Origin of the sequence: Tenacibaculum agarivorans, assembly GCF_001936575.1 — a bacterium.
Taxonomy (GTDB): Bacteria; Bacteroidota; Bacteroidia; order Flavobacteriales; family Flavobacteriaceae; genus Polaribacter; species Polaribacter agarivorans.
Genome location: NZ_MSMP01000001.1, coordinates 399,790 through 411,435, shown reverse-complemented (window position 1 = coordinate 411,435; position 11,646 = coordinate 399,790). Strand labels below are relative to the sequence as shown.

Here is an 11,646-nt window from a genome sequence, read left to right as displayed (position 1 = left end):
GTTTAGGATTTGCATTCATAATATTAAATTTTTGGCAAAAAAATAAAAAACAAATATTTCAAACAAGCTTAATAGTTCTAAATATACTAAGATTCATGAATTTCGATTGATTTTTAGTTTTTGTTTAGCTCTTTTATGAAAAATGAAGGTGTAATTCCTGTATTTTTTTTAAATGCATTAGCAAAAGATTCACTATTGTTAAAACCAATTTCTTCTGCTATAGCTTTAAGAGTATATTTTCGGTATACATTATTTGTTTTTAATTCTTGTACTACATAGTTTATTCTTAAGGAATTGATATAATTGTTAAATGAAGCATTTTTATAGGAATTAATAATTTTAGATAAATAATTGGAGTTGGTATTAAAGTCTTTTGCTAGAGAGTTCAACGTTATTGTATTATTGAGAAATTTATTTTGACTCTCAAAAGTTTCTAATTTTAGTAAAATACCATCAATAATTTCGCTTGGAATATTAATAGAGTAAGTTTTAACTTCAACACTTTTTTTTGTTTTTTCTTTAACTTTAGCGTTTAATATTTGATCTACCCGTTTTCTATAAAATTTTTTTCTTCTATATTGATAAAATAAAAGAGCTATGATAATGATGATTATTAATACTAAAACAACTACGATTTGAGTAGATAAAGCTTTATTATTTTCTAATTTCTCTTCTATTAATTGCTTTTCCTCCTTAAGTTTCGGAATATCGTATTCAGTATATATGGTTTTATTTACATAATTGTTATTAACATTTATAATACTATCAAATTTTATCAATCTATTTACATAGAATAATTGTTGTTGTAAATCTCTTTCATTTTTATAGTTGTTAATTAGATTAGTGTAAGCCTCACGAATGTATGGAATTACCGGAGTCTCAATTTGTAATATTGAATCAACATTTTTATAACTTTTTATCATTTCATTTTTCCTTCTTAATTTATCATATGTCTTACCCATATAAAAATGAGTAAAGATTAAATAGTTATTTTTCTTTTTTATTTTAAAAAACTGTAAGAGTATTGTTAGTTTTTTAAGTACACTTTCATATTTTTTTTCATGGTAACCAATGATACTTTCATTAAAAATAAAGTGATTAAATCTTAAAGTGTCTTTTAAACTTAACGCTTTCCTTTTCCCTAGCTTTATATAAACCTTAGCAGAATCTATATTTTCAGATTCAGTGTAAATGTTAGATAGTTCTATCAATGATACTAAATGTTGTTTATTTAGTTTATTTTCTTTGGCATAATTTAGGCTTTCTTTTAGTAGTTTTGCTGCTTCATCAAATTCTTTAATTTTCCTCTTTAAAGTTCCAATACCGAATTTAATTTTAATCATGAGCGTTTTATTACCATATTCTTCTGCGTATTTATTAGCCTGAAGTAAATTATCAATAGCATTATTATATTGATAATTTTTTTGGAAATAATAACCTTTTGTCATGTGCGCTACTGTTGCGTAATACTTAGAATCAGTCGATGTTACTAAACTGATTATACTATCACTATAAGATAGCACCTTTGAATTGTCATAGAGACCAGATAAAATGTAATAGCCAGCGAATATTCGTTTCTTTATTTTTTTGTTTTTTGCTAACTTTAAAAACGCCTTCGCATAAACAATCTTTATATCATTATTGGTGTTTTCCTCGTATCCTTTGAAAAGTTCTCTTAAGCTTTTTTGTTTTAAACTATCAGGAATTTTTTGAGTAAAAGAAGTATAACTACTCAAAAGTAAAAAGAGCAAGAATAATTTAATAACTTTCATAATATTACTTTCTGTAGAGATTCTTTTGGTTTAATTTCAATAAAAAGTCATATAGTACTAATTCATATAAGCGCTGTTTACTACTGAATAATCTATTTATAGTCATATGAATTAGACTACTTAATAATTGTGATAGATTTACTTCCAAGTTGTCTTGATTTTTAACTACGAAGAATCGATCCAAAATATTTTTAATCTTAATGTTTGAAAAATCTAGGTCAACTGATTTTTCTATACTTTGATACTTTTTACTAATGATTTTCATGGATTGTTTATTCGCATAAAATTCTTCTTTATAAGAAGTTCTCATTTTTTCAATGAAGGAAATTTTATATTGTAAAGAGAACTTAAAACAATCAATGATATGATTAATATAATATAGTATAGTATTTAACTTATCAGTATCATTAGTTGTATTATGAAGCAATTGTAAAATAAATTCACTGTCTCTATAAAAAAAAGATTCAGCAATTTCTACAGTAGTGGCCCCATAACGTTTAATTTCTCTTTGGTAAGTATCTATTTGAATATTCCATATTTCTTTACTTTCAGTATATTTTTTAAGTTGTGTGTTCATCTGTTTAAGTATTGTTCTTATGTGCAATACGTCAGTTACTAAAAATCGAATACGAAGATGATGTTCTGGATCTGAATATCGGATAAAAAACCATTTTTCAATAAATTTATTTTCTAGTAAAAAAGAAACGAGAGGTTGAATCGTTTCAATTAAGATTTTATCGGTTGTATTTTCTCCACAATATATTTTATAGTAGAGCCATTCATCACCAGGATAAAAATTATGTTTAATTGTATTCGTCATGTACTTTTTTAGCATTAAAAAATGAAACAACACACTGATTTGTATAAGATTTCCCGTTTTTGGCAACTATTTCACCAGTGTCAAAAAGAAATTCTTGAAGGACAAACTGTTTTTTGTTCTTTACTGTATCAAACAAAATTTGTATTGAACTTATATTATGTATGTAAATCAATAAGGTATTATCTCCCTCTACCAATTCCACGTAATCTGGTAATTGTAACTCTTGTTGCCATAACTTTATTTTTTCTAATACATTACCATCATTTATCGCTATTTTTTGTAATGTTTCTGTATTTATTAACCATTTGGCCTTAGAAAGTATAATAGTATCATATTCAACTCTTGGTAAATAAGGTAAATTTGTTAGTACAGTATTCCAACTAAACCTAATATTACGTCTTTGATTTTGGGTTTGTAACTCCGCCAAGAAATAATACAAAGGTAAAGGGTTGTAACTGTAGTTATGTGAGTTGCTTAGTCGTGGTAAAACTTCTTTTTGGTGGTGCTGAGATGTTAATAAAATACGATCATTGCGTACAGATACTAAAATATCTTCTAAAGGAATCTTATAGTTTGTTGGTATAGTGGATGTACTTAAATATGGTATCTCATACTCTCTGAAATGCATTCTACGTAAAATATTTCCAGTTCTATCTTCTGGTAGATGAACAATTTCTGCTACAATTTTATTGTGTTGTAACTGTTGTTCGCGTGCGGCTATTTCTTTTACATATTCATATAGCTCAGTGTCTCCAACTGTAAAACGACCTAATACATTAGTAGCACTAGATCCTCCCATACTTTTAACATATACTTTGTTTTTATACACTTCAATTAGTGAGGAAAATGTATCAGGTAAATCATTCCATTGTTCAGGTAATTCTTTAAGGTCTTCATCTGTTAATTGTATTACTTTATCCTGATGTAATAACGCTTGATGTAATTTTTGAGACATAATAGTATCATAATCTGTCCAAATAGTACGTTCATATCGTTTTGCTTTAGGAAATAAAGGAATATTTTCTAATAAAGGAGTGTTATTATCCTTGTAATCTCCATACCCAATTCCCAGTTCAGCGTCTAATACTAATTGTAAAGGTAGTTCTTCATCTTGATACCTTTGTATAAAAGCGCGTTTGAAGTTTTCTAGTCTTTTGTTGGCAGTAGGTAAAGTAACTTTGTTAAAGATTTTCAAAGCTTTATATAGTTTTCGTTTTAAAGAACGATCTAATGTATTTTGATGGGTAGAAGAAAAAGTATTGGTTTGAAACAAATAGTCTTTGTTAAGATTAGGAACAATTTGTTTGGATAAATTGATGATATTATTATATATATCTTTCGAATTCTCAAAGCTAGAATCTAATCTTGTAAGTTCTTTTTTTAGCTGTAATAGTTTCGGATAAATTTCAGTATGTTCAGGAATAGTTTTTAACAATCGTTCTAGATATTCCTCACCGGTAACATTTAATGCAAATTCTGAGACTAAAATTTGATTTTGAACTAATTCTTCAATAAATGAAATGGCTTCTTCGTTGGTAATATCATCTTCAGTAATAACTTCAGCTAATTGATTTAAAGTAGCTCCTTGTTTTGCAGTAGTGAGGATTTTTTCAATATATGGTGAAAATTGAATACCTTCTAGAGAGTATTCCCGTCTATTATTTTTTATTGTGTATTCAGTATACCTGTAATGATCACCAATTCTATAAAGACTAGAATTTACGTAAAAAAGTGATTGGTTTTTGAGTTGCTCATCTTGTAATAACAACAAAGATAATTTGCTTAGAAACGTATAATCAAAAGAGGTAACTCGTTTGTATTGCGCTATTTCCTGCAAACTTATGTTTGATTCAGTACTAAATTTTCCTAAACTACAACTAGCAAATAAACCAAAAGGCGTACATCGACTTGAAATTCGAGTAAAATATTTTAATACTGAAATTTTAAGTTTTTGAATTTTAGCATCATGCTTTAATAATCCTTTTTCCCATCTTTCTACCTGAAGTAATAAATCTGGAGAGGCTAGTTGTAAAGCTTCTCTAAAGGTTGGATTACTGAGAATACTTTTAATGTCTTCATCTAATAGGTTGTCTTTTTCTATAATTTTTTGGTAATCTGAAATAGAAAATAAGGGAGTCCTTAGATAATAGTTGTTAAAAATTTGATAAGGATTTCGTTCTTTTTTCATTAAAATCAAGTTTCAAAGCTGAGCAAAAATACCAATTTACTTTTGTACAGTAAAATAAATCAAACGTCAATGTTTTCAGTGTTTTAAGCTATTTTCAGTTCATCGAAATTCATAAATATCGACTCGTAATTTATAAATATCGAGTATAATGAATTGTATACACTAAGATTTTGCCGTTGGTTTGCAGTGTAAAACATCGACAGGGAAAGTTGATATGAAAAACCAAAATATTCAATTGGGAAAAATGAATAGAAAAAGATTAAAAATAGATAAAGCTAAAAATTAATGATGTAAGGACGGGGAACCTTTTATATCATAAAGATTAGTTTTTCTATTTTTCCCTAGAGTGAGATCGGCTCAAGCATGTATTATGCTTGGGTTGGTTTCTAAAAAAATAGCTAGATGAGCATGTATGTGCTTGATATTAATTATTCAATTATTATAAATTATGAGAACATTAAAAATGGCATGTGTCGCCTTGTTATTAGTAGTAGCAAAGGGTAAAGCACAAGAAAAAGAATCTGACTGCGAACTTAATCTAAGCATTGCTATGTATGAGTTAAAAGTCAATCAGAATTCAGAAAAAGAGTACACAGAAATAGAAGCTTTATTAGTGCCCTGTGCAGAAAAAGACTACGATAAAGCACAATTGCTTTTAGGTAAAATTTACACCAAACAAGAAGAACTTACACATCACAAAAAAGGTTTTAAGCTGGTTAAAAAAGCAGCAAAGCAAGACAATCGCTTTGCCATGGTGTATTTAGCCGATTTGTATAAAAAAGGAATCGGTACTGAAGTAGATATTAAAAAAGCTAAAAAATGGTACAAAAAAGCCTATGATCTAGGGAGTGATAAAGCTACATATGCATTAGGATACTTATTTTATAAAGGAATAGGAGATACACCTCAAAATTATAAACGAGCCGTAGCATTATTCAAACAAAGTTCCTATCCAATGGCGAAGCACTGGTTAGCTGTGGCGTACTATTTTGGAAATGGTGTGGCGCAAGACAAACAAAAAGCTGTAGAACTATTACAAAGTATAGAGCGATTTGATGAAACTGCTATGCTTGCCTGTATGAAAGAACAGATGAGTACCAATTTTGAATTTACAGAGTTACAGGAAAAGTTATTTACCGTTGAAAATACAAAAACTCCGTTTTCTGATACAGAACTTATGGGAAATTGGGAAGGATCTCTAGTACAGTTAGACTGGTCAGAACAAAAGATAATACAACAAACCCCTTTGCATATTTCGTTTACCCAAACAGAAGAGGAAAATTTAAAATATACTTTTAGCAATGAAAAGAATACAATTAGTGACATTGCATATAATGATAAAGATGCTTTTACCTTTGAAAATCTACATATAGTGTTAGACCGTGCTTTTTATAACAGTGCATCAGAAAAAACCATAGATTACCAAATCACAAATGCAACCATTACCAAAAAGAAAATAGAAGGGAAGACGTATTTAGTGTTGGCGTTACAAAGTTATGCTCAAGAACTTCATGAGTTAGGTTCTACTTTTTATTTGGTATTAACAAAAAAGAAAACCACAACTGAAAACGGAACTGAAGTTTCAGAAGAAGTATTAGAAAACTTACAGCAAGGATCAGACAAGTTTATAAAACTATATCCTAATCCTTTCCACAAAGAATTATTTGTAGCCTATAATCTAACTCAAGAAAGCCATATTCGTATTGAAGCTACACACTTAAATACAGGAAATAATCAAGTTCTTGAAGAAGGAAAACAGCAAAGCGAAGGAGAGTATATCTATTACTTAAATGGAGATCAATTGCAACAAGGCATGTACGTGATTACCGTATATGTAGATGGAGAAAAGAAAACAGAAACGATTATTAAAAACTAAAAAAAGCCATGAAAATTAAAAACCTATGTATCATACTTTGTGTTTTAATAGCGCAATGTGTATTTGCACAAACACCATCAGAACGACCTGTAGATCCATTGGATCCTTCAGGACCATCTGGACCAGGAATCCCAGCAGAACCTGTTCCTGTTCCACCGGGAGAATTTGATCCTTTTATCATTCCAATAGGTATAGACCCTTGTGATTGTCCTGGTAATACCGATAAACCTAGTGACTTCAGATTCAATTTTAGTGACTCTTTTAATACTGCTCTAGCTAACGACAGAGCTGCGATAGCTGCAGCATTAGAAAAAGAAAGGGCATGGTATGATAGGCAAACAAAGTTAATTACAGGAGTAATTAATGGTAGATTAAGAGAAAACTATACTAACTACACTGATGCTAGAAAAGCGTATTTTAGAAACACTGAAGAAGGTAATATTACGGGGTTTAATCATGTTATTTCTAATAATGTTAACAAAGCAACAAGTAGGTTAAGTGGAGCAAAACGTAGTAATACTAAAGCTTTAAAACTCTTAAAACAGAGAGAGGCAGAAATTAAAAATGGAAATATTACAAATTCTCTATATCCGAATTTAAAAGTAAATGGTATTCCACTACAAAATTTTAAAGATTTAGGAAGTGTTAGAAATGCCATGAATAAAGTAATTACTGAATTATCGAATAACAGTTTGGAACTTCACGAATACGCTTTGATTGGAGATGAGCTTAATGCCGCTAATTTTAAACAAGGTTTATTAGAAGCAGCCATCAGGGTTAAAGAAAATTATCATAATGGATTGACTCCTTGGAATAGAGCGAATTATATGCAATTTTTATTGCATTATGAAGCGCACAAAGATAGATTTAGTCCTCCTTATGTATTACCTTCTAGTGTAGATATAGCCTTTAGTAAGTTTGTTAATAAATTAGATATTGCTTCGCCAGACTATATGGAAGACTATGCAAGAGGAAGAGTAAATCCGATTAATAGTCCTTTTCATCCTAATCACTGGGCCTATATTTGGAAAGAACAGTTTCAGAATAGTCCTTTTATGGTAAACGCCTCCAAGGTACTTCATGCCAAGTTAAAACAAGATCTTATTGACAAATTCTTACAAGAAACACCTATTGGGGCCAATTTTAGTGTAGACTTTTTAGTAGATAAGTTTACTATTACCAATATAGATCAATTTAACTTTTTAAATGATGATCCTAATAAAGCCAAAGAATTAGAAAATTGGTACAAATTAGCTGCAGCAGATTTAGATGGAGGACAATCAGCAAGAGCAGGGATTAGAGCTGAAATTGTATCAGGAGGGAATCTATTTTCTATAGTTAGAAAACTTAATATCACCGATGCTTTTCAAAAAAGATGGTTAAAAGCTAATCCTAATATTGTCTCTAGATTTTCGACAATGTTAGCTTTTAATGATGGACCAAATACAGTAAACCCATTACGAGCAGAAGCTATAAGAGGTGGACGTATTCAAAAGTTAATTGAAGATTTAAATGTTGAAAAACAGGAATATAAAAGATGGTTATACGATAATGAAGCAGAATCAGAAAAATTAATAGACTTATCCAAAAATCATACAATTAAAATAGGTTCATTTGGTACTTTAGAGGCTTTAAGTTTTCAGTCAATAGATGAAGTCTCAACTTTTTTGAATAATTTTTCAAATCAACAGACAGAATCAATAAACGAGGATATTAATTTAGAAAGAATTGTTAAATTTAGGCACAGATATGGTAACGACCTCTTTAATGCTTACATGAATGTCGATGTAAAGTGTGTACTAGATAATCCAAAAACATTAAGAGATGACTTTAAAGTTGAAGATGTACGAACTTATGTAACTGGATTAACCGAAATCATAGATCATGAACAATTACAACATTATGAAGAAGACGTTAAAGATGAAAAAAGAATAATTATCAACAACAAGATGGTCATAGGACTAAAAATTAAAGAGCTTCCTTTTCATGTAACCGAAAGCCATGAAGTTGAAGTGAGAATCAATAAAAAAACAGGTCAAGCAATACTAATAGTAGTGAGACCTACTAGAATATAAATATGATATTACAAATATATAATTTTAGTCACATTTATATTGTCAATTTTAAGGTGCTTATGAGTTAAATAATTTTTATTTAAATTTGAAAATAAAAAATTTAGAATTTTAAAAAAAAGAAGAAAACATGAATAATTACGTAGTTGAAAAGTCCTTTTTATCTAGCTTTTTAGACGTACTAGCCCTAGTTGTTTTATTAGTCATAATTATTTTCATTACAAGACTATACATTTTGTTTACTAAATATTTAAAATTTAAAATTAAGTATTTACAATCTAAAATAGATGAAAATATTAACACTAATTAAAAGAATTAAATCCTACAAATAAAAGATCTGTATTTTTATATTAGAACTTAACTAAGTTTTAAGGGGTGTCTGAAAAATCAAGGCATCCCTTTTTATACTTAGGTTTACTGGATGCCTACTCTCGAATACTTCTTCTTGATGAGTTTATTTTATTTTCATAAAGTCTTTCTCATTTCTGACCACTATAAGTAGTTGCATTAGAATTATCAATATTTAGTAAAATATTCAACCCTTTTTTTTCCCTTTTAGGCTATTAAAATTCCTCTTGCCTCTATTTATTTGCCCAAAAAACAAGGGCTTGAGATAATTTCGTCTCAGAAATTAATTAAAATTTATATCATGAAATCATTCAACTTATTTTTACTATCACTAATTGTAGCATTAGCATCGTGTAGTGAAGAAGACAACGTTATTCAAGATCCAGATACAGGCAATGATAATCCACAACCAACAACAGTAGATGTAGTTTTTAATGAGGTTAAATATCAAGGCGATAAAAATTTAATAGAAATCTATAACAGAGGTAATGCAACTGCAGATTTAAGCGAGTACTGGTTATGTTTAGGTCCAGGAGCGTATCAAAAAATTGGAGACTTAACTCCTGAATCAGGTACAATTGCATTACCATCAAAAGGATATTTAGTAGTAAGTTACGATTTACCAGCAGATAATGGAGGATTAGGTTTATACTCAACAAATGAATTTACAAACTCAGAAGCTATTGTAGATTTTGTACAATATGGAGCTGCAGGAAGCGCAAGAGAAAATGTTGCAGCGGCAGCGGGCATTTGGACTGCAGGTCAGTTTGTTCCAGTTGTAAAAAATGAAGACAATAGTATTATTTATGATGGAACAGGAAATGGTGCTGATAACTGGGCTGAGACTGCTAAAATGACTTTTGGAGATGTTAACGTTTTAGAAACTCCTCAAGAACCTGTAAAATCAGTAGTAATTAATGAAGTAAATTATGCAGATAGTAAGCAAATTGAGTTATGGAATAATGGTGATGTAACTGTAGATCTTTCGGAGTACTGGTTATGCCTAGGCCCAGGAAAGTATGTGCAAATTAAAAATGCAACAGTGGTAAGTGGTAGTACTACTTTAAACGCAGGAGATTTCTTAGTAGTAAATTGGAATGATTTGAGTGATAGTGCAGGATTAGGTTTATACGCTACTAACGCATTTACTAGTGCAGACGCAATTAGAGACTTTGTACAATGGGGAGCAGCAGGAAGTGCAAGAGAAAATGTAGCTGCTGCAGCTGGTATTTGGACTGCTGGTGAGTTTGTAGCAAAAGTTCAGAATGATAGCCACAACATTATTTATGACGGAACTGGAGATGCAGCTGCTGATTGGTCAGAAACAACTAAAGCTACATTTGGAGAGAAAAATATTTTAGAAGCACCAGTGAAATCTGTAGTGATAAATGAAGTAAACTATAGTCAAAGTAAGCAAATAGAATTATGGAATAATGGTGATATCGCTGTAGATGTAGCAGATTACTGGTTATGCTTAGGTCCTGGGATGTATTTACAGTTAAAGAATGCTACAGTAGTTAGTGGAAACACTTCTTTAGAGCCAGGAGATTTCTTAGTCGTAAACTGGAATGACTTAAGTAACAGTGCAGGGTTAGGTTTATATGCAACAAATGCCTTTACTAGCTCAGATGCGATTAGAGATTTTGTACAATGGGGAGCAGCAGGAAGTGCGAGAGAAAATGTAGCTGTTGCAGCAGGTATTTGGACTGCAGGTGATTTCATGCCAGAAGTAGCTTCAGCAAGCTCTAGTATTTTATACGATGGAGAAGGAGATACTTCAGGAGATTGGAAAGAAGGAAGTGAAACATTTGGTTCTGGAAATGCAAAATAAATCTTCAATATACATCTTTGATGATATAAATTAGAGATGTTAACATGTAAAAAAGTAAGAGTTATATCCTTTTAAACGGTGTGAATTTCAACATATACAATGTCATTTGTCATGTTAATTGAACGAGAAAAGAACGAATAATGACAGTTTATACAATAAATTAAAAATGTAACATCATTGAAGAATCAAGGTGGATGACTAAGCTATATTTGCAGCATAATAAATTTTTGATTCGGATAAAAACTAGTTGGGGGACGTGTTTTTAAGTTCAAAAAGAATCAAAATTTTACATTCACTAGTAGCTAGTTTTATAGCTGATAGAAACAACACAACCTGAACAGGTTGTGTTGTTGTTTTTTACTCACTTTTTAAATGTCATTATCATAATTAGATAATTTTAGAAATACAATAAGTAGACCTATTAAATTATGTTTATTGTTAACTATGTTACATTTTATATAGATAAAAGATATAAAAACAGTAGTTTATAGTTTTTTATGAGAAGTAACATTATTGAACTATATCCTAAGAACTTCAATATAAATTTGTCGTATAGGAATAGAGAAAATTACTCATAAACTTAAATAATAATTGGGGGATTAAAGTTTAGTTTATCAAGAAAATAGTTTCTCTACCAAATAAACAAAAAGCATCATAGTCACTATGATGCTTTCTTATTTTACCAATAGTGATATCGGCGAATACTATAATCATTGTTTTTGCTTGTACATACTACGAA

6 protein-coding genes are annotated in these 11,646 nt (G+C 29.7%); 3 read left to right on the top strand and 3 right to left on the bottom strand.

All coding sequences use genetic code 11. The annotated features are described in order from the left end of the window. Nucleotides 1-113: 113 nt before the first annotated feature. From BVC87_RS01800 to BVC87_RS01790, 3 genes are read right to left on the bottom strand one after another with little or no spacing between them, the layout of a single operon-like run. Nucleotides 114-1,772, bottom strand: a complete 1,659-nt coding sequence (locus tag BVC87_RS01800; RefSeq protein ID WP_083629180.1) for a helix-turn-helix transcriptional regulator — start codon at nt 1,770-1,772, stop codon at nt 114-116. Between the two features lie 4 nt (nt 1,773-1,776). Further along, nucleotides 1,777-2,592, bottom strand: a complete 816-nt coding sequence (locus tag BVC87_RS01795) for a thiopeptide-type bacteriocin biosynthesis protein (protein ID WP_075340640.1) — start codon at nt 2,590-2,592, stop codon at nt 1,777-1,779. Next, complete coding sequence (locus BVC87_RS01790; protein WP_075340620.1) at nt 2,576-4,780, bottom strand: lantibiotic dehydratase family protein; 2,205 nt, start codon at nt 4,778-4,780, stop codon at nt 2,576-2,578. The genes BVC87_RS01795 and BVC87_RS01790 overlap by 17 nt, the downstream gene beginning before the upstream one ends. Before the next feature lie 448 nt (nt 4,781-5,228). Here BVC87_RS01790 and BVC87_RS01785 point away from each other — a divergent pair, with 448 nt between their 5' ends. The 3 genes from BVC87_RS01785 to BVC87_RS01775 all read left to right on the top strand — a co-directional run bounded on the left by BVC87_RS01785 (nt 5,229) and on the right by BVC87_RS01775 (nt 10,907). Continuing rightward, a complete protein-coding gene (locus BVC87_RS01785) occupies nt 5,229-6,656 on the top strand; it encodes a tetratricopeptide repeat protein (RefSeq protein ID WP_075340619.1) in 1,428 nt (475 codons plus the stop codon). A gap of 8 nt (nt 6,657-6,664) precedes the next feature. Then, the gene (locus BVC87_RS01780) at nt 6,665-8,731 is read left to right on the top strand and encodes a hypothetical protein (protein WP_075340618.1); all 2,067 of its coding nucleotides are present in this window, start codon (nt 6,665-6,667) and stop codon (nt 8,729-8,731) included. A 646-nt stretch (nt 8,732-9,377) separates the two neighbouring features. After that, on the top strand, nt 9,378-10,907 hold the full coding sequence (locus BVC87_RS01775; RefSeq protein WP_075340617.1) for a hypothetical protein: 1,530 nt from the start codon (nt 9,378-9,380) through the stop codon (nt 10,905-10,907). Nucleotides 10,908-11,646 lie beyond the last annotated feature (739 nt).